19 protein-coding genes are annotated in these 19,720 nt (G+C 41.8%); 5 read left to right on the forward strand and 14 right to left on the reverse strand.

All coding sequences use genetic code 11. From position 1 onward, the window contains the following. Positions 1-47: 47 nt before the first annotated feature. Together P343_RS32450 and rpe are read right to left on the reverse strand one after the other, a co-directional pair. The gene (locus tag P343_RS32450; RefSeq protein WP_037594004.1) at positions 48-722 is read right to left on the reverse strand and encodes a helix-turn-helix transcriptional regulator; all 675 of its coding nucleotides are present in this window, start codon (positions 720-722) and stop codon (positions 48-50) included. Positions 723-1,043: 321 nt separating this feature from the next. Continuing rightward, positions 1,044-1,697 carry a ribulose-phosphate 3-epimerase gene (gene rpe / locus P343_RS32455; protein WP_023511064.1) on the reverse strand — a complete coding sequence of 218 codons (654 nt, stop codon included), beginning with the start codon at positions 1,695-1,697 and terminating at the stop codon, positions 1,044-1,046. 207 nt (positions 1,698-1,904) lie between these two features. Here rpe and P343_RS32460 point away from each other — a divergent pair, with 207 nt between their 5' ends. Beyond that, positions 1,905-2,555: a histidine phosphatase family protein gene (locus tag P343_RS32460; RefSeq protein WP_023511065.1), complete on the forward strand. Its 651-nt coding sequence runs from the start codon at positions 1,905-1,907 to the stop codon at positions 2,553-2,555. Between the two features lie 233 nt (positions 2,556-2,788). Here P343_RS32460 and P343_RS32465 read toward each other — a convergent pair whose 3' ends face one another. The 6 genes from P343_RS32465 to P343_RS32490 all read right to left on the reverse strand — a co-directional run bounded on the left by P343_RS32465 (position 2,789) and on the right by P343_RS32490 (position 7,716). After that, the gene (locus P343_RS32465) at positions 2,789-4,051 is read right to left on the reverse strand and encodes a zinc-binding dehydrogenase (RefSeq protein ID WP_023511066.1); all 1,263 of its coding nucleotides are present in this window, start codon (positions 4,049-4,051) and stop codon (positions 2,789-2,791) included. A gap of 237 nt (positions 4,052-4,288) precedes the next feature. After that, on the reverse strand, positions 4,289-5,119 hold the full coding sequence (locus P343_RS32470) for a mannose/fructose/sorbose PTS transporter subunit IID (RefSeq protein WP_023511067.1): 831 nt from the start codon (positions 5,117-5,119) through the stop codon (positions 4,289-4,291). 12 nt (positions 5,120-5,131) lie between these two features. Beyond that, a complete protein-coding gene (locus tag P343_RS32475; protein ID WP_317134712.1) occupies positions 5,132-5,932 on the reverse strand; it encodes a PTS mannose/fructose/sorbose transporter subunit IIC in 801 nt (266 codons plus the stop codon). A 20-nt stretch (positions 5,933-5,952) separates the two neighbouring features. After that, the gene (locus P343_RS32480) at positions 5,953-6,447 is read right to left on the reverse strand and encodes a PTS sugar transporter subunit IIB (RefSeq protein WP_023511069.1); all 495 of its coding nucleotides are present in this window, start codon (positions 6,445-6,447) and stop codon (positions 5,953-5,955) included. Next, a complete protein-coding gene (locus P343_RS32485) occupies positions 6,444-6,926 on the reverse strand; it encodes a PTS sugar transporter subunit IIA (RefSeq protein WP_023511070.1) in 483 nt (160 codons plus the stop codon). Before P343_RS32485 ends, P343_RS32480 begins: the two co-directional genes overlap by 4 nt. Beyond that, the gene (locus tag P343_RS32490; RefSeq protein ID WP_023511071.1) at positions 6,901-7,716 is read right to left on the reverse strand and encodes an SDR family oxidoreductase; all 816 of its coding nucleotides are present in this window, start codon (positions 7,714-7,716) and stop codon (positions 6,901-6,903) included. Before P343_RS32490 ends, P343_RS32485 begins: the two co-directional genes overlap by 26 nt. 259 nt (positions 7,717-7,975) lie before the next feature. Between P343_RS32490 and P343_RS32495 the strand changes: the two genes are divergently transcribed. Both P343_RS32495 and P343_RS32500 read left to right on the forward strand, forming a co-directional pair. Then, positions 7,976-8,935, forward strand: coding sequence for a sugar-binding transcriptional regulator (locus tag P343_RS32495; RefSeq protein ID WP_023511072.1), 960 nt, complete (start codon positions 7,976-7,978; stop codon positions 8,933-8,935). 265 nt (positions 8,936-9,200) lie between these two features. Beyond that, the gene (locus P343_RS32500; RefSeq protein WP_023511073.1) at positions 9,201-9,752 is read left to right on the forward strand and encodes a sigma-70 family RNA polymerase sigma factor; all 552 of its coding nucleotides are present in this window, start codon (positions 9,201-9,203) and stop codon (positions 9,750-9,752) included. A gap of 153 nt (positions 9,753-9,905) precedes the next feature. Here P343_RS32500 and P343_RS32505 read toward each other — a convergent pair whose 3' ends face one another. From P343_RS32505 to P343_RS32515, 3 genes are all read right to left on the reverse strand, one after another. Further along, positions 9,906-11,915: a methyl-accepting chemotaxis protein gene (locus tag P343_RS32505; RefSeq protein WP_023511074.1), complete on the reverse strand. Its 2,010-nt coding sequence runs from the start codon at positions 11,913-11,915 to the stop codon at positions 9,906-9,908. 131 nt (positions 11,916-12,046) lie between these two features. Then, positions 12,047-13,828: a S9 family peptidase gene (locus tag P343_RS32510; protein ID WP_023511075.1), complete on the reverse strand. Its 1,782-nt coding sequence runs from the start codon at positions 13,826-13,828 to the stop codon at positions 12,047-12,049. Positions 13,829-13,989: 161 nt separating this feature from the next. Further along, positions 13,990-14,364 (reverse strand): OsmC family protein, encoded by a 375-nt coding sequence (locus P343_RS32515; RefSeq protein ID WP_023511076.1) that lies wholly within the window; start codon positions 14,362-14,364, stop codon positions 13,990-13,992. Positions 14,365-14,780: 416 nt separating this feature from the next. On the opposite strand from P343_RS32515, the gene P343_RS32520 reads away from it, so the two are divergent. Further along, positions 14,781-15,809 carry an LCP family protein gene (locus P343_RS32520; protein ID WP_023511077.1) on the forward strand — a complete coding sequence of 343 codons (1,029 nt, stop codon included), beginning with the start codon at positions 14,781-14,783 and terminating at the stop codon, positions 15,807-15,809. A gap of 190 nt (positions 15,810-15,999) precedes the next feature. On the opposite strand, the gene P343_RS32525 is transcribed toward P343_RS32520, so the two are convergent. Further along, the gene (locus P343_RS32525; protein ID WP_023511078.1) at positions 16,000-17,157 is read right to left on the reverse strand and encodes an iron-containing alcohol dehydrogenase family protein; all 1,158 of its coding nucleotides are present in this window, start codon (positions 17,155-17,157) and stop codon (positions 16,000-16,002) included. A gap of 238 nt (positions 17,158-17,395) precedes the next feature. Continuing rightward, positions 17,396-18,031: an HAD-IA family hydrolase gene (locus P343_RS32530; RefSeq protein ID WP_023511079.1), complete on the reverse strand. Its 636-nt coding sequence runs from the start codon at positions 18,029-18,031 to the stop codon at positions 17,396-17,398. Positions 18,032-18,233: 202 nt separating this feature from the next. On the opposite strand from P343_RS32530, the gene P343_RS32535 reads away from it, so the two are divergent. Next, positions 18,234-18,464, forward strand: coding sequence for a hypothetical protein (locus P343_RS32535; protein WP_023511080.1), 231 nt, complete (start codon positions 18,234-18,236; stop codon positions 18,462-18,464). A 107-nt stretch (positions 18,465-18,571) separates the two neighbouring features. Here P343_RS32535 and P343_RS32540 read toward each other — a convergent pair whose 3' ends face one another. After that, a complete protein-coding gene (locus tag P343_RS32540) occupies positions 18,572-19,507 on the reverse strand; it encodes an AEC family transporter (protein ID WP_317134713.1) in 936 nt (311 codons plus the stop codon). Positions 19,508-19,720 lie beyond the last annotated feature (213 nt).

The following is a 19,720-nucleotide window of genomic DNA, read 5'->3' on the forward strand; positions in this document are numbered from 1 at the left end:
CTTACTAAATTCCGATATGAAAACGATTGATTTTATGAACGCCTATTTTAGGTTGCGTCAAAACTGATGTTAAGTTCATTTTTCTTCATTTTGCTCAAATAACGGTAAATCGTTGCTTCCGAAGTCTTAAGCTCCTTCGCCACGATACCGACAATACCCTTAAGCAGGAAAATGCCATTGTCATTCAGCTTATTCACAACATCTAGCTTTTCCTGCTGTGACATACGTTCTGAAGGAACGTTCATGCTTGAGACAATATCTTTAATACTGCTGATGGCAATATCTTCAATAGATGGACTAAGATGATCGATATTTGATTCTTCTTTTCCATCTGATCTCAAATCAACTCCGACAAAGTCGCTTAAGTACCGGATCGCTTCTTCCATCTTTTTAAAATTAATGTTGATGCATAACATGCCGATAATTTCATCGTTCTCGTCTCGAATAAAATATGTTGAAGATCTGAGGACGGTTCCGTCTTGGGCTTCTCCCTCAAAATTGGTGATAAATGATTTATTTGATTTCTTTCCTTCGATAAGCATTTTTAAGATCAAATTGGTCACCGGAGAACCGATTTTGCGACCACTCAAATTGGTTTCACTCACCGCAATCACCGAATTCTCCAAATCCCGGACATCATGAAGGATGATCTCAGCATCCTCGCCCATGACATCCCCTAAGAAAGAGACCAGCTTCTTGTATCGATGCAGTTTATCTTTAATGTTTGTCCCCTCCTTATATCACTGGTTTCAGGCAACCTTTTCATCCATTAATTGCTCGTTTCATCAACCATAAAAATCTGCTATGTAGTCCGTTAAATCATAAGATAATTTGTTATTACAATAATAATTTATTTGATGTTTTTATTTTCTTTCTTTTATGAAAATAAGTCAATAACTTTTGTCCCTTTTGCAAAACTTAGCATGAAAAAATTTCCAAATAAAAAACCCCTATTTACTGGGGTTTAATAGTTTTATCTTCTATATTTCTTGAAGGATTTTGTTGATCATAATCTTCTGTGAAAGAAATTCCCTAGACATCGGTTATTTTCCTTTACCGCTTTGAATCAGGTCCTCAATCGCCTTGTGCCGATCTCTACTGTTGAATACTGCCGAACCTGCAACAAATAGAGACGCGCCGGCCTGCAGGCAAAGGGGCAGTGTTTCAGAATTAATACCTCCGTCAACCTCGATTTCCACCGGCAGATTCAAAAACGTAATCATTTCATGCACTGCTTGGATTTTCTCAACCATGGAATGAATAAAGCGCTGACCCCCGAACCCAGGGTCTACGGTCATAATCAAGACATAATCTACATCTTTAATGATGGATGTCAGCGAAGATGCAGGCGTCGAAGGATTCAGAACAACTCCCGCTTTCGCTCCGCCGTCTTTAATGATTTGAATCGCACGATGCAAATGTTTGCAGGCTTCGATGTGGACAGAAATCATGTCTGCACCTGCCTCTAAAAAGGACGGCAAGAGGTTGACGGGTTCCTCAACCATGAGATGTACATCCTGAGCAACCTTTGTTTCGCGTTTCAAAGCCTGAACGACATTGGCACCCATCGTTATATTGGGTACAAAATGACCATCCATTACATCGACATGAATGAGATCAACATCGTTTTCTATATCTCGGACATCCTCGGCTAAAGCCGCAAAATTAGCAGATAGAATTGACGGCAAAATTTTCATCGCGCAGTTCCTCCTCTTTGTGCAAACGTTTTCCAATCAGTCATTTTACGACTTCAAGTCAGTAATGTCAAAGTCATTAAAATGAACATTTGTGCACATAATTAACATTTTTTGCATATTGATACCGTTTCCTTTATTCTAATGGAGTAATAAGCTCTTTCGCAATGAATTCGTTATCTTATCATTGTTTTTCAAGGAGGAAATAGAATGAAAACCATCTATTTTATCAGGCATGGGCAAACACTCTTTAATAAGCTAGGCAGAGTTCAGGGTATTTCTGATTCTCCTTTGACACAGTTGGGTGAAACTGCCGCCGATAAATTAGGAACTCTATTTAAGAAACAAGATATTCATTTTGACGTCGCTTATACCAGTGACCTCGGACGTGCGCGGCAAACAACAAAACGGATTGTCAGTCACTCAAATAATCCCGACACCCCAATTCTCGAATTAACTGACCTGCGAGAAGTATCGTTCGGGGCGTTTGAAGGCGGCCTAAGCGAAACCATGTGGGAGGAAGCAAGTAAATTTTCTGATGGCTTGGTAGTTCGCGATTCATCGTCCGATGAAGATAAAATGAAAATACTTACATCAATCAAAGCTATTGACACTGTCGATCTTGCAGAAAGTTTTGAGGATGTCGCAGAACGCGTCAATCGAGTGCTGGATTTAATTCGTACATCAGACGCTTCAAATCTATTGTTGGTCAGCCATTGCCTTTATATTGATTGTGTCCTTTACGTACTGTCTAATCAAACCTATCACGCTACATACATTCCAAACACCAGCGTCACAAAAATCGTTTATGATCAAGGCGACTTTACAGTTAAATACATTGGCGAAGTTGAACATTTTTAACAATCCACATTCTAACCGAGCGTTTATTGTAGATAAGTGCTGAATCTGCTGTCTTTCGATAAGTTGTGCCTTCTTTGTTTCGTCACATTTTACCTTTGATTCGTTTATTATCAAAAGGTTCCCCTTATCACACGCACTCCACTGCTTCATCATAAAATGCTAACTGAAATAGAGAACCGCGGTCTGCTGCAATGACAGCGAACCGCGGTTCTTCACAAATGAATGATCTTTTATTAAATGGTTTCTGCATGTTCAAGAACATATTCTTCAGCAGCTTTTGACCAAAGACCGTGATTCTGAACAAGGACATCCTTCAATCCTGCATAGAATGGATCGGAATAATCACCGGCAACGATTTCTTCCAAGGATTTCCGCGGCAGATTTTTGTGCGTATAGATTAATTTTTTTCCTCCGGGAATTGACGGCAGATTCAGCGTCGTATCGGCTACAGCATTCAAACCAAGAAGATGCGACACGACTTTTTCAACGTTCACTTTCCGTTCTTCGACGAGCTTGATTGCCGCCCGCATATCATCCGTATTCCCACCTGAAGTTCCAACATAGTGTGTAAAATTATAGTGCACATCGTATAGATTGATCTCAGCCGAGAAATGCTTATCCCGTGGACCGGCGAAGAAATTCAGGCAGCCGTCTTTCGCAAGCAACGTAGATGCCTGTGTAATCACCGGTTTTACAGGAACAAGTGCAAAGATGTCATCATAGGACTCATCATTAACCAGTGACTGCAAGTAAGCGACTTGATCCTCATATTTGCTGACATTTACATAGTAGAGATTAATTCCGTCCTTCTTAGCATCTTCAGGTGAATACAGCTTTGCTGCCGCCTCAATTTTTTCATCAGAGAGATCTGTTACAACCAGGTTCTTCGGATTAATTGGTCCATGAAGGGCGTAATCGATCTGCAGGAGCCCCATAGGTCCTGTTCCACCCATGATCAGCAGATTGCCGCCTTCTTTAATGCCCATCTTGTGCTCGTAAGTGCCTTCAATGAGATGATAATTGGCATTAAATCCACCGATTACACAAGATAGCGGTTCCAACAGTGACCCCTCAAAATAGGTTTCTCCGTTATATTCCAGCAAGCAATCATGTTCCATAACTTCACGCGGAATAACGACATAAGTTGCATCTCCGCCAATATAAGGGAACGAGTAACCTGGGCAATCTGGACGGTCTGGCAGCTGCAGGTTCGGCTGAATAGCGAATTTGCTGCCTTCATGAAATTTATCTTTCCATTTGTCGCCGACCTTTACAATTCTTCCACAGAATTCATGGCCGACAATAATTGGATTTTCAGCGATATCATTGGGTACTTTTTTATGATCCGCACCGATTTTCGCTTCTTTCCAGGAAGACATACAGATACTATCGGTCACAACCTCAGCAAGAATTTCATCACTTTTAATTTCAGGAAGTTCAAATTTCTCAAGTCTCAAGTCTTCTTTTCCATAAAGTCTAAGTGCAGTCGTTTCCATTTCTCATTCTCCCTTTATTTTTTTATATTTAGTCAATTTTTATTTACCTGCTGATTTTCGCTCCATGCGCTCGCATCAACAGGTACGGCCGCGGGCGATCCGCGAGCCTCCTCGCTCGGGTACCTCACTGCGGGGTCTCGCCTGGCTCGCTGGTCCCGCAGGAGTCTCGCACCTTACACTCCATTCAGCAGAATACAAAATCAACACTGAGATTAAACATAGCCAATATCTATTAGATTATTTAAGAATACCTAACCAGTAGCCAAGAATCCCTACACCAAACAGGGCAAAGATTAGCAAAATCGGGCTTGCCTTCTTCTTCAGCAAATACATCATCAAGAGTGTCAACCCAAGGGCAAGAAGTCCGGGACAAAGTTGGTCGAGTATTCCCTGGACGGTCATCGTCGATTTTACGCCAGCTTGATTTGTTGTCTGCGAGATGACAATCGGTACATTGATTTTCGTCCATTTCGTCACGAGCACGCCCATAACAAAGAGTCCGAGAATACTTGCGCCTTCTGTTAATCTCGTTAGCGTGTTCGTAGCCATGTCCTTTACAATGCCCATTCCCGCTCTGTATCCATAAGTAAGTCCATACCACTTAAGTGCCAAGCGAACGGCATTAAAGCTGAAAAAGAACAACAATGGTCCTAAGATGTTTCCATTTAGTGCGAAGGAAGCACCAAGTGCTGCGGTTATCGGCCGGAGTGTTCCCCAGATCAGCGGATCACCAACACCTGCGAGCGGTCCCATCAGTCCGACCTTCAAACTGTTAATTGCGCCATCGTCAATCGCTTCTCCATCTGATCTCGCTTCTTCCATTGCTGCCGTCACACCGACAACAGGTCCGCAAACGGCAGGTGTTGTGTTGAAGAAGGCCAAATGACGTTTTAACGCAAGCTTTCGTTCTTCTTCCGTTTTATAGAACTTTTTAATTGCCGGAATCATGTCGAAGCAAAAGCCTAGCGCATGAATACGTTCATAGTTAAAGGATGCCTGCTGAAAATTTGAACGGACGAACATATTAAACAGATCTTTTTTGCTTAATTTTTTTAGTGTTTCGCTCATCGCCTTCTCCCCCTAATCCTCTAACATGTCATCAGCAAGCGGTGCTGAAGGTCCTGCTGTCGTTACTGATTGGTTTTTCTCGTGATATTTCGGATTGAGCTGTAAGTAGACAAAAGCGATGATCAAACCCACAGCGCCAAAGCTTAGCAAGCTTAAATTTAAGTAGGATGCCAAAATAAATCCAAGGAAGAAGAAAGGCATCAAATATTTTGCGCCCATCATGTTGAGCACCATCGCATAACCAACAGCCACGATAAATCCGCCGGCCACATTCAGCCCTCCGGTAACTACACTAGGAATCGAGTTAAGCAGATGCTGTACACTTCCGGCATTCATAAATACAGATACAAGCAATGCCGGAATGGCTACGCGTAATGCTTGAACAACGAGTGCGGAAAGGTGCAAAAAATCAAGTAATCTAAAATTCACCTTCTCTGCGGCGCGGTCAGCAGCATGCTGAAAGAACACGGTGATTGTCCGAGCAAACACAGTCAATACTTGCCCCGCTGCCGCTACCGGAAGAGCAATCGCAATGCCCGCTTGAATACTTTGGTGACCGACGATGACAAGAATCGCCGATATAATGCTTGCTAAAGCCGAGTCCGGTGATTGAGCAGCTCCAATATTCATCCATCCAAGCGCAATGAGCTCCAACGTTCCGCCAAGGATAATTCCCGTCTGAATATCGCCAAGGATTAAGCCGATAACCGTACAAGCAATCAACGGCCGATGTGTTTGAAACTCATCCAGCACGCTGCCCATACCAGCAATACAGGAGAAAATAAAGATGAGTATGACTTGATAGAATTGAATTTCCATAGTCTCGCCCCCTTTTATTGTGCTGAAGATAATCCTTCAATCTTTTTCATGATGTCCACAGGTGTGTCACTATCAACAACACGTAATTCAAGTTTGACGCCGTGTTCATTCAGTTTTCGAAAAGCTTCAATATCTTCCGGACCCACTGATACCGCCTTCGTAATTTGTGTCTTGCCTTCTCGATACGCCATGCCCCCAATGTTCAACGTTTTAATCGGGACATTCTGTTCGACCATTCTCAGCACATCTGTGGGATTCACAAATAAATAGAAAACGGTTTCATTTTCGTATACAGGATTAAAATAAACTTTGACTGCTTTATCAACCTCACATATGTTCACCTTAGTTCCAGGTGGTGCGGCTTGTTTCAGCAGCGTTTTGCGAATCTCATCATGTGCGACTTCATCGCTACAGATGATAATTCTTTTTGCGTTCGCTTTTTTCACCCATACTGTGGTTACCTGGCCATGGATTAAACGATCGTCAATTCTTGCAAAGTTTATGATCATAGCTGCTCCCCCTCTTCCTGATTAGTTAAAACATCTTTGAGCACTTTGAATGTATCCGGAGCAACGCTTCTGAGCCAGTCAATGATTTCATCCAGTGTTTTGATTTGTTGATTTGAAACTGCCTCAAGACATAATGGAAGATTTACTCCACTAATCACTTCAATACCAGGATTAGTCATTGCGTAGGCGGCAGATGCATTGTAAGGGCTTCCACAAAAGATATCTGTAAAAATAAGTACATCTTTTAAATGATTGCCTTCAATGGTATCTGTTAATTTCTTTTTAATATCTTCCACATTCTCTCCTTGAACAAATCGGACGGGATAGAATGCTTTTGCTTCTCCAAAAATCATTTCTACCGACCTTTTTAATGATTCCGCTAAGTCTCCATGAGCACATACGACAATTGAAAACATTGCAATCACTTCCTCTTTTTGTTTCAGAATTAGCGCGTTACCCTCTTGTTTTTCCGCCGGCAATATTATAAGTCGTCCCGGTAATGTAGCTTGCACGATCTGAACTCAGAAACACAACAAGATCGGCAACTTCAGATAATTTTCCATCTCTCTTGAGCGGAATGGATTTATTCGTATAGCCTTGGCGAAGCTGTTGAACGGTTATACCGCGTGTATACGCCAATGCTTCTTCATAAGCCGGTGTGCGAAGACCTGTTTTTTCAAGAATACCCGGCGCTAATCCCACTACTCGGACATTATATTTGCCCAGCTCTTTCGCCCATGAACGTGTAAAGCTATAAATAGCAGCTTTTGTCGCCGCATAAGCGCTTTGACCTTCCGAGCCCTCTAAACCGCTTTCAGAAACCATGTTGACAATAACACCTTTCCCAGCTTTGACCATCTCCCTGCCTGCCGCTTGTGAGCAGAGAAAGACACCTTTTTGGTTAATGTTAACCATTTTTTCAAAGATCGCATCGTTCAATTCAAATTGACTCTCATCTTGTTTTGGGTCAACCAATAACCGCGGTATATTAATTCCGGCGTTATTGACAAGGACATCAATTTTGCCGTACTTCTTTTTTGCTTCATTTACAATATTTTCAACACTCGACCGTTCAGTAACATTAGTTCGTACAAACAGCAGTTGATCATCATTAGCTTTGTCATACAATTCCTGCTGCGGTTCCTGCAAATCTGCGAGTACTACATTGGCGTTGTTTTCTAGCAATGCTTCGACCACCGCTTTTCCGATCCCTGAAGAACCCCCCGTTACAATAACTGTTCGACCTTCAAGCTCAAGCCATTCACTCATGTTTAAAACCTCCTGTAAATAATTCGTTTAGAAAGAGAAGATGAATTGCACATTTGTGATTACATTGATCATTTGTGATTACGTTTTCAGTATAAAATAGATTTTTCCATTGTCAATCAATAAAATGTGACAAAACAGTTAATGCGTTAAGCGCTTTCATATAAATTTTACAAAATATTGAAAAAGGCATATAATAAACAAATGAAAGTTGCACATTATTTATCCTATTGATCATTTGTGCAAAACATGAGGTGTTTCTATGAACAATCAAGAGTTAAAGAAAAAATACATTCAAATTGCTCAATTGTACTATGAGCAAAACATGACTCAAAATGAAATTGCCCAGAAGACCGGCATTAATCGAACATCGATCAGCCGTATCCTTAAGAAAATTCGTGAAGACGGCATTGTCAAAATCACGATTAACTATGATCTGAAGGATCTTTCACTTGCTGAACAATTAGAGAAACGTTTTCATTTAAAAAAAGCAATTGTTGTTCCTGTTGAACAAGAACAGCCGGCACAGGTAAAACTAACGGCAATCGGCCAAGCTGCAGCACAATTTTTAAATACGATTCTTGAGGACAATGATGTGATTGGCTTCTCGTGGGGAAGCAGCCTGGAGTCGGTTGTTGAAGCACTTGAACCGACAGCGATCCGCAAAAATATATTTTGTGTGCCAATGGTCGGTGGACCGGCAGGGAAACTTGAGAGCCGTTACCATGTGAATACCATCTGTTTCCAGGCGGCCGAAAAACTTAAAGGAAGATCATTAATGATTGACGTGCCTGCCATTGTTGAAAAACCGTCAATGAAAGAGGATTTTACTCATACGTCGTACTTCAAAGAAATCGCAAATATGTGGAAGCACATTAGTGTTGCATTGTTTGGTATTGGCTCGATCAATAGTACCGGCCAGTCTACTTGGCATGCATTCTACAGCGAAAGTGCCGTTGAAAAATTTAAGGATGAAAAGGTTGCAGGGGATATTTGCTCTCGATTCTACGACATTAATGGCCAAACGGTCCGAACGCATCTAACCGACCGAACGCTCTCGGTACCGCTTGAACTTCTCAAAACAGCCCGTTATTCAATAGGCGTCGCAGAATCAAAAGAAAAATTACCAGGCATCCTTGGGGCATTAAATGGCGGTCATCTCAATACACTGATCACTACCGATGAAACCGCACTTGGTTTATTAGCTACTGATCAAAGCTGAGTATGCTTGCTTTTATCAAAAATACTGTGGTGACGCAATTGTCACCACAGTATTTTTTAATTACTTCCATGAACTTGTACCAAAGTGGATAAGTGTTCACAAAATTGCCAGAAGTAAAGACTGATTTTTTTAAATCATTTTACCATTTTGTTAACTTATCCTGTATAGTAGGTATTAGATACTATTTCATGTTTCCTATGCTCACTCATTCCAAGATAATGCCTCCAAGACTTTTACCTCAAACCAATCGAAAGGATGCTTTTCTATGACTTATTCCCAGCACATGAAACCCGGCTTTCCAAATCAAGAGTTTGCTTTTGAACAATTACTGAAAAGATGTCAGCCGCTGATCCATTCATCTGTACAAAAATACATGATCGTGTTTCAGGAGCGGGTGACACAAGAACTGGTTCATGAATGCCGGAAGGCAATCTGGCTGGCGGATCAATCCTTTGACCCTGACGATGTATCGCCAGGCAAGAATCCTGATGACCTTTTTAATGCCTCTCTCCGTACTGCAATAAAAAAGCAGCTTGATCAATACGTCAAGAAAAAATCAGTTAAGCATTATCAACTAGTACAAGAAACAAACCACGACTATAAGCTTCGCCAAGAACGAATTCCCCAAAAAGAACCTCTATTTCAACTATCATTTCCATCATTTACAGAAACTGAGTACAATTTCTACCGAATGTATATGATTCATGGCTATTCGATCAGTCAAATTGCACGCAAGCATCGAGTAACCGCCCACACCGTGCACAACTGGAGAAGACAAACCATGAAGACCTTAAGAAACCATTTTAGACAAAACTAGTATTGGCCCTTATCTCCGATTAACTGGGTGTCTATTTCATAAATCCAAAACATCTTTATTTCCCCGGAAATCGTCATTTATCTACATGGAAAAGTATGAAAGAAAAAAAGCAGTCCCTAATAAAAGAGACTGCGTGTTCCGATCCTGTACTGATTATTTTTTGTTGAGTGAAAAACGTGCTACAATCTGTCGGAGCTCATCTGCCAGTGTTGAGAGATTCGTCGCGTTATTTGCGATCTCTTCCATAGATGCCGATTGCTCTTCTGCTGCAGCAGAAACATTTTCCGTCAGTCCACTCGCATCCTCAGAAAGTTGGGCAATGTCGGCAATTCGTTTCACGATTTCTCCAGTCTCTCCGGATATCGCCTCTACAGAACGTGTCACGTCATCGGTAGCATTTGAGACAGAAGCGACGGTATCTTCGATGTTATTAAAGGACTGTGTCGCTTCATCTGCAACCGCAATGCCTTTTTCCACCTGCTCTGCTCCGCTTTGCATCGATTGAACAAGTTCCTGGACTTTTTCTGAGATCGATTGTTCCACTTCAGAAATTTTTTTCGTAGACTCAGAGGACTGATTCGCCAATTTCTGTATCTCTTCTGCAACAACACTAAATCCTTTGCCATGTTCGCCGGCTCGAGCAGCCTCAATAGCAGCGTTCAGAGACAAAAGGTGCGTCTGAGAAGCAATGTCGTTGATCAGATTGTTGGTGTAATCAATCAATTTCATCTTCTCAATTAAATCATTAAGCGCAGTCATGACGTTATTATTTGTCGAACGGATGATTTTAATCTGTTCAGCAACCTGGGTGAGCGATTGCTTGCCGCTATTAACTGTGCCTGTTGCTGCAATGGATTTATCATGCAAGGTTGAAGCCTTTGTTGAGATGTTCTCAATTTCTTGGTAAATGGCGTCAACATTCTTCTTAGAAGCATCAACCTTCTGATTTTGATCTTGCGCACCTGACGCAATTTCTTGAATAGAATGCGCCACTTCATCGGATGTTGCCTTATTTTCCTCAGTTGAAGCTGTCAATTCCTCGGATGAAGATGCAAGAGCCGTGGCTTTATCATCAACCTGATTGAGCACTTCACTTAATGAATCGATCATTTGATTAAACCCTTGTCCCAAATGCTTGAACTCTTCAAATCCATCTGTATGGGCGTATTCCGTTAAATTTTTCTCCGCAACTTTTCTAGCTACACTAATCAGATTCTTTATTGGACGGACAATCAGTACCACTGCAAATAGTGAAACGATGACGGCAATTAAAGCGGTAATCCCACCAACTAAAAGGGAGCGAAACAGGATGCTGTTCGTGTTTGAAGAAACTTCATCTTTCATCAGGGAACCGATGATGATCCAGCCGGTATCTTTATTTGTCATATAAATATCCCGCTTCGCATCCCCTTTATAAACGGTGTCAAAGGCACCTTGTCCACTTTTTCTCGTAACTTTAAAAAGCTTCGCATCAGGCACCATGGTACCTGGCTTCAGCTTTGGATGGGCAACAATGTAACCGTCTCTACTCAGAATAAAGGAATACCCTTTTTCACCGACTTTAACACCGTTCGAAATGGATTGAATGTCATCCAATTTCAAATCCATACCGACAACACCTTGCCCATCAGTTGTCGTTTCTGAAATGGATACCACATAGTCCTTAACTAACTCTGAACTATAGGGCTCATTCACAACAATATGATCGCGATTTGCCATTGCTGCTTTAAACCACGGCCGCTTAGAAGGGTTGTAACCCGCCGGTTTAATCAACGATTGCGGCGTATACACATAATACCCCTTCTTGTTTCCCACATAAACCTGTGCCAACCCATCATCCGATTGCTGCTGGGATAACAATGTATTTAAGATCTCGCGATTTTCACCGTTAGTCATATTTTCAGCCGATATATGGCTAGCCAAATAGTCCAATCGTGTTTTTTCTTTTGCAATAACCTGTGTTATGTTTTGGTTGAGTAATGTCACGCTCGTTTTCGCACTATTTTCCATCTGATCAGTGACCGCTTGTTTTGCGTTAAAAAATGAAGACACGCCAACAATAGCCGCCGGAAGAAGTGTGAAAAGCACAGCAGCGATAATCAACGATCTCTTTAAAGTTAGTTTAAAAAAATTAATCCGATAAGAAGCCTTCTTTTCTGACATTTTTCTACACAAATCCCTTCTTTTCTCTGTTATTTTTTATATCGGAAAAAAATAGAAAATTGTAAGCAAATTGCAAAAACAAACTGTGATCTATTTAACATTCACTATTTAATATTTCCAGCAAAGCATAGTTACTTCAACTGTTCCATAAAGAAACGAATCGCCTCTCCGCGCATTGTAATATGATTATTCAACTTCTCAGTTTGGTGACCTTCATCCTCAAACAAGGTTAACTGCACACTCTTTCCATACTTCTTCATTTCTTTTTCCAAATTTATGGATTCACTTACGGGAACCCGTGAATCATTCAGGCCATGAAAAATGAGGAGTGGTGATTTTATCTTGGTAACATGATTAATCGGCGCAACCTCTTCAAAAAAATCTTGGTCCGATTCCAGATGACCATATTCGCAGGAGCGTTGTGCCCGTCGCCATTCGCCTGTCTGTGAGAGCATAGATGTGAAATGCGTGATCCCGACAACATCGACCGCTGCTGCCCATAATTCGGGATACTCCGTGATCGCCGACATCACCATAAATCCCCCATAGCTGCGGCCGATAATGCCGATACGTTTTGGATCCACTTGATGATTTTTGATTAAATCCTTTACCAGCCAGGCCAGATCTCTAACAGAATCCATTCGCTTCCGCTGATCGTCTAATTCTAAATACGCGCGTCCGTAACCATTGCTTCCTCGAACATTTGGCGCTGCGACCGCGAATCCTTGTTTCGCCAAGTATTGAATCATTGGATGGTAATCCGGCTTATATTGACTTTCCGGACCGCCATGCACATAGATGACTGCCGGCTTTTGTGCAGATGGCTGCTGTTCATAGTAAAAATAGGGGATGGGCAGGTGATCAAATGATTGATAATGATTAAGTTCGGGTTCGATTAAAAATGAGCCGATGGTTGAAGACTGACTGATCGAAGTCAGCCTTGTCGCTTTTCGGTCAGATAGGTCATATCTCCAAATGTCACCAGCAATAGTGGCACTTTTTAATCCGAGAATCAGTGCCTCTTGATCCAGCCATGCCAATGAATCAATAATACCTTCAGGCATGCCAGTGACGAGCCGACTTTTAGCCGTACTCAAATCGTGTAAACCAAGCAGTGACCGCCCATCCTCATTAACTGTAAATGCAATCTGCTTCCCGTCAGGAGAGCATGTGATTTTTTCAAGATCCCATTTGCCCCAGTTGTATATCGTTTGCAACTGTTCCGGATGCGAAGCATCAAATCTGCAAAGGCGCAGATTATCTGCTCCAGCATCAGTAAGTACATAGCCAACGTTATGATCGGGATGGAAAATCACTGATTGATAGCGAGCGGATACGTTTCCAATTCGCCTTTTTTCTTTTGTGTTGATATTGAGTAAATAAAAAGCGACATTCAGGTTGGTCTCATCAATACGGATTAGTATTTGGTTCTCGTCATACCAGCTAACTGGTACGCAAAATTGATCTGAATTGTAAATCGTTTGTAATGTTCCAGTGTCTGTGTGGAGCATAAAAAGATCAAAGCTGCCCGGATGGCGTCGATTGCTACTGAAACAGATCGATCTTCCATCCGGCGACCAGCCGCCTATATAATGAAAGGAATCCGGAGAAACCGCCAGCGGTTTAGCCTCGGCGTCCCCTGCATGGTACAAGTAGATTTGCTGTTTTTCATTTCCTTTGTGATCCATGCCGATCACAGTCCGGTCTCCAAGCGGAGAGTGTGCATAGTAAAGGACGCGGTCAATTGTTTCCACATAGGGAACAGGCTGCCTTCGTTCATTCAATGTCCATAGCTGTGGGAGGCCAGTAATTTTTGTAAGAAATGTCAACTGTGTCTTCCCTGGAATCCGCTTCGGTGAATAAGCTGCGGTTACCGTCAGATAGTGCATATAATCCTGATAATCTGGGCGCATGTTTTACCAGCCTTTCATACTTTTTTCTATGTCACTGTTTCCTTATTATTTTAACTTATTGGAATGGTGCTCCCAACCCCGCACTTTTTATTCAAAAAAAATACGCTCATTTCTTGTGAGCGAATGCATTCTCCATTAAAATTGACTTTCTTCCGGATTCTTCAGATAAAAACAATAAACGCATTGGTTTTGATGCGCGGATGAAGAGACTGAATCACAGGGCAATTTTCCGCAATCTGAAAAAAAACCTGTTTAATCTCTTCGCAATCACGATCTCTTGTTTTCAAATAAAAGCGCACATCAATTTGTGACACAGGATTAGGATAGTACACATCTAATTGATACTCGAAAAGAACTTTTTTCATTTCGTACGGTATGCCACGATCATCGAGTAGTTTTTCAAATACATAGGTGCTGCACGATGCCGCCGAGGCTGCAACAAGCTGGACCGGTGAAAACCCGGACTCACGGTCCAGCAACCAATTCCCATTCGCGTGAACAAGTTCAAGCGCCTCTGATGGCTGAATCAATTCCATGGACATCACCTCCAAATTGCGGCTCCAGATTGGAGAAAATACTGGCGTTCGAAATAATTTCAAAAAAAATCTTCTAAACACTATATGACACCTATATGATCCTTATGTTCCTACGAATAATTAGCTAGGTTCAGGCAGGACGGTTCACTTTGGTCGGCAATCCATTCCCTTAATCCACCTTTTTGTACAGATTCTGCTTGTGCGTGAAAGCAAATCCGCAAAAAAGTGGGACTTTTATCCATCATATAATGAAAATAAAGTCGAATTTTTGCTATACTAGTTGAATGGAATCGAAAATAATGGACGATCTGAACGACGCCCTGCGCACCATAACCAGCTTCCAAGTGAATTGATATGCGTGAACAGGGAATGCTCGCGTCATATAAAGTCATTCTGCCAGCTAAAAGGAGAAAAAAATGGTTAAGAAAAATGAATCCTCTAATTCAAGAAGTGATTTCAGAAAATCGAGAAAACGGCATAGAGTCCTTCGATATGTTCTGTTAACGCTCGCCTTTCTGCTTGTCGCCGGAACTGCTTTCGGTTTTTATGAATATCATCGGCTCAAGCCAGAAAATCACTTCAGTAATTTGAAAACGATTGGTTCAGCAGCAAATAACACTAATTTGAAAAATTACAAAGAGAAGGCCGGCGTATTCAATGTCCTGCTGATCGGCTCGGATGCACGAAAAGGCAATACGGTAAGCCACACGGACTCTATGGTCCTGATTCACGCCGATATGAATAATCATACGTATAACATGCTAAGCATTCCGCGTGATACGCGTGTGTATATGCAAGGCTACGGCTACACAAAACTCACAAGTGTTCAGTACATTTCACAAGTGAAACACGGTACAAAACAAGGAATTGTTGACGCGGTTACCGCAGTGTCCAACCTCACTGGAGTGCCGATTCATTACTATGCAGAAACCAACTATTGGGGCCTTCAATATATGGTTGATGCCATCGGTGGTATTCAGATGAACCTTCCGTTCAAAGTCACGTTAACTCATGCTTGGTATCAGAGGAATAATGGCAAAACATTTGCTCCTGGTGTCCATAACTTGAACGGCGAAATGGTTGCCGAGCTTACCCATGAACGCTACTCGCTTCCGGGTACGGACTATGGCCGTCAGCAACTGCAGCAAGCTGCGCTGATCGGTATCGCCAAGAAAATGATGCAGCCTTCAAATGTCACTCGCTTGCCGGCATTGTCCCGTTCACTTTCAAAATTCTTGGTCGCGACAAATATGTCCACTGAAGATATGGTCAGCATGGGCTTAGGCGTCAAAGGTGACTTCCATCCGGAACAACAGATTAAATACCGGCAAGTTAAAGGCCGCAGCGCCACAATGTACGATGACCTGCTGAAAGCAAACAACAGTCAAGTCATTCTTGATAAAACCGAACTTCAGGCAACAATCAAAAAATACTTTTCGAATTAATGAGCATAGAATCTTTCTGCTCTATATAGAAAATAAACCAGACCTTTTTATTCGTGGTCTGGTTTGTTTTTACCCATCAAATTACTGGTTTTGCTAACGTTCCGTGTATAAACCAGCTCTAAAAAATGACAATAAACCGAGCAGCTATGTGCTCGGCTTATTTCATTGCCTATATTTTTAAAGGAGGAAATTAACTCTGCAACTCTGAGTGCTTTGCATCTGCTGATAGATCGTGATAGATCGCTTTCAGTCGTTCTTCTGTGATCTTAACCGGATTATTGTTCATATTCGGTGCAAAGCTTTTGCTAACCAATTGATCCAGCTCATCTGCGTGGATGCCGGCTTCTTCCAATGTGGAACGGAGCTGCATCACCCTTTTCATTTGATCAATGCGATCTGCAAGAGCGAACGCATCATTAAAGCCAAGACGTTTACTGAACGCTTGCAGTCTTTCAGCTTCCGGTCCCTCTGTGCTGTTGATTCGCCAGAAGGATGGAAGTGTAAAAGCACACGCCTCGCCATGCGGTATGCCATAGTCCTGAGTCAGCGGATAGGAGCATGCGTGAGCAGCCGCGGTTTGTGTCAGATTGAATGCCAACCCCGCGGTGACAGATGCCTCACTCATTTTTGATCGTGCTTCTTTGTTATCCGGTTCCTGATAAGCAATCAGCAGATAACGAAAGACGAGAGATGCCGCCCGTTCTGCGGCGAGATCGGTTAACGGCTGATGCTTTTTCCCATAGAACGCCTCAAGTGAATGAGCAAGCACATCAAGACCGCTCGCCGCCGTCACCTGCGCGGGACAACTCATTGTCAGTTCAGGATCAACAAGCGCGTACACCGGATATAAATAATCACTGGCAAGCAAGGCTTTTACATCTCGATCCGTATCCGTTAAAACAGACGCTGTCGTTACTTCGCTCGCTGTTCCAGAAGTGGTCGGCACAGCGATCAGCGGAATGCCGGGCTTATCGATCTGCCGTTCCCCAGAAAGAAACACTGACGCGCTGTAAGGCGTTCCGGCAACAAAACAGGCTGCTTTCGCACAATCCATGACACTGCCCCCGCCAAGCGCGATCGCGAACTCGCATGCGTTGTCCCGAAGCAGTGCTGCACAGGCATCAGTATTCGCAACTGTTGGATTGGGTTGAATATCAGAGAAAATTCCTATAATCCGTCCTTCCGACTGCTCAACTACTTCCTGCGCGATCCCAGCACGAACCATTGACGGTGCGCTGATTAATAGTCCGCGATTAACATTCATTTGTTTCATGATCTCAGGCAACCGCCTCAATTTTCCATATCCGAAATCAATCGGAACCGGTTGCTTATAGAAAAATTGCTCCATATGCTCCACCCCTCTTGTTACCTAATTTATTATTTTTGCTTGCCTCATCCTATAAAAATGATTATTTCTTTTTATTACTTTGAGTTGAGCACCTTTGCTCAGTTTTCCAAAAGCGGTCTGTGAATGTTTGGTTCGAATTATTCTTATCATAAAACATCATGAATGAGAAACAAGGCCACTGCGAACGAAAATGATTATGCAGATGCACAAACATTAACGCTGAACGTATGTATAGCGATTAATGGGCCAGCGCTTGAGCAATATGAACGACATCTTCCGGACGTTCAGCTATGTAATCCGGTTTCGCGTTTCGTACATTTTCGATACTGTCAAATCCCCATTTTGCCCAGATAACCTTAATGCCGCATTTCTTACTCGCCACAATATCCCGCTCTTCGTCACCCACATACAGCACTTCTGATACATCGAAATTGTTGTGCTTCACATATTTACGCATTAACCGATCTTTGGCAAATAGCTTTTTCGAGCACAAAATCGTAGAGAAATAGTTAAGCTCATGAATCTGTAGAAATGTGCGTATATTTTTTTCTTCGTTTGATGAAATGATCGCAAGCGCATAGCCCAATTCACTGAGTTCACGCAGCATGTCGACAGCGCCTTCCATCATCTGAATGTATTTCAGTGATTGTTTGTACTGTTTTGAAAGTTCACCGATCAAAAAAGGAATTTTGTGTAAGGGAATGCCTAGCATCGAACATCGCTCTTTAATGGAGAGTTTCTTTAACTCATCAAACAAAGCCCAAGTCATCGCTGGATAACCATGCCTTTCAGCAATCTGATTATAGGCGGAGAGAAATGCTTCTTTGGAATCCGCCAGTGTTCCGTCAAAATCAAAAACAATCGTTTTAAGCATGTACATTGACCTCATTATTCCATTATTTGTCACCTAATAATGATAACTCATAGGACCTTAGATTGCCTTTCTATTCGAAAAGACCCATGACAATTCTTCTGATTTGATCAAATTTAACAGAATAGACATATCTTACATTACTTTTTCATCAGGAAATTTTATCCATTACTTTGGGATAATAAACTTAGAGGAGATGATGATTATGGCACGCCAATTACGTCCATCGAACGAACTCATTCTGGATATCGTCACTTTGCTAAAAAAAGAAAAGCAACCAATATATTCTTATGAGATTGCCCGTAAATTAAACAAAGACGTTCAAGATATCCTTCTAATTTTGTTTAATCAAGCTTATCAAAAACTCATTGAAATTGTCATCAATAAAGACGATACAAATAAAATCTGCCAGCCCTCCTATAAGATTCGAGAATGAAGACCGCAAGAGGTATGTTGTTTGGATAAAGCTCATTTTATAATTCAAGACATTATTTTTAGTAAGCATCTCGATAACAAATCATAGATTCGCTTGCCTTTCCCAACCTAAAAAAAGTTTAATAGAACATCCAGCGAAAACGCACTGATCACGGTTGTAATTAAGGTGCAGCTGGAAACAAACTGGGGTTTAGCATTGAACTGAATCGCATACAATGTCGTATTCGCGGCACTCGGCATCGCCGCCATGACAATGATGACATTCCTCAACAAAGGGTCCACAGGAAACAAGAGACAAACAAAATAAGCGATGACCGGGGAAATAATGAGGCGAATAAACGTCGCCAGACTGATTCGTCCCCAATTCATGTTTCGGATCTTTACATTGGCAAGCTGCATTCCCAAAATGATCATGATAATCGGAATGGATGTTCCACTGACCAATTCAATGCTTTTCAAGAAGTTCCCAGGAATATGGATCTGGAATTTCTGCAAGATCATTGCCGGAATGATCACGTAATTCATCGGCTGCCTGAGAACGGTTTTAATCGCCATTTTTGTGCTGCCTTGTCCATTTGCGGCAATATAGATCCCTACAAACCCCATCAGAATCGCGTGAAAAACCATCAGGGGCATTGCAAAGGCCACACCCTGTTTTCCAAAAGCAAAGAGAATGATCGGAACGCCATAGTTGCCGCTATTCGGAAAAATCGTGGACAACAGGAATGCATTCATCTCACTTTTGCTGTAGTGAAGGCATTTGCACACAATCACGCCAATCACTATTAAAGTGATCATGATAATCGTCGAAGTGATTACAATATAAAAGAAACTAAGATTCATAGGTGTGGAATAAAAAGTAGTAAAGACTAGAAAAGGTAATAATAGATAGACGGCAAGTGTCGAAATCGGTTTAATATCCAACCTGAATATCTTCTGCAAAATAAAGCCACACATAAAAATGAAAAAAACAGGTAAAATGACATCAATAAAAATAAGAATGAATAACCCTTCTCCCCCATATGTACGTTCTCGTCGATTTATGTATCTAAACGCTCTTACTCACATTGATTTAGCCAACAATAAATAGCTGGCAGAATTATCGTCAGTCACCCACTTATTTTACTGTGTCACTTCATTAAAGATCAAGATGCTCGTGTTGCATAGAAAAAATAAAGCAGGAGAAACCGAACTGATCCGGTTTCCTCTGCTTATTTAGAACTTTTGCATGCTGTACAACAAAAAAAGAAATGAACG

This window comes from Sporolactobacillus laevolacticus DSM 442 (assembly GCF_000497245.1).
In the GTDB taxonomy this organism is placed as follows: Bacteria; Bacillota; Bacilli; order Bacillales; family Sporolactobacillaceae; genus Sporolactobacillus; species Sporolactobacillus laevolacticus.